This is a genomic window from Parvularcula marina, assembly GCF_003399445.1.
Lineage (GTDB): Bacteria > Pseudomonadota > Alphaproteobacteria > Caulobacterales > Parvularculaceae > Parvularcula > Parvularcula marina.
The window spans coordinates 1-552 of the sequence record NZ_QUQO01000020.1; the positions used below are offsets into that span (position 1 = coordinate 1).

The following is a 552-nucleotide window of genomic DNA, read 5'->3' on the forward strand; positions in this document are numbered from 1 at the left end:
GAATACAATAACAGCCCTCTTTGCTGTATTTCCTTTGCTTTGTACCGCTAATGTTTCTGATGAAACTCAGCCTAGTCATGCCGATACTGAAGCGCATGCTGCTGAAGGTTCTCATTCGGAAAATACGGGTGAGATAATTGATACAAACTCAAAAATCAAAGCGTTTATAAATCATCACCTTCAGGATTCTCATGACTTCATCTTTTTCTCAGATGAAGAGACAGGAGAACACTATGGTTTTTCGCTTCCTGTAATCTTAATAGATAACGGGGTTAAATTTTTCTCTGCTGCAAAATTTGAGCATGGCGAAAAAATTGTTGAAGCTGGAGGAGAGCACTACGCACTTTACCATCATAAAATATACAAGACGGATGCCGAAGGTACACTAACCTTTGATGAGCACCATCATCCAACTAATGTAATGCCATTAGATATGTCTATCACTAAAAATGTGATGGCTATGCTTGTAACGGCATTAATTATGTTTTTATTGTTTACAGGTCTAGCAAAGTCATACAAAAAAGGACCAATACCTACAGGTTTTGGTAGAAT

Annotated in this window: 1 pseudogene; it reads left to right on the forward strand. The window is 37.7% G+C overall.

From position 1 onward, the window contains the following. A pseudogene (locus DX908_RS16925) lies at positions 1-552 on the forward strand (F0F1 ATP synthase subunit A); the annotation flags it as partial.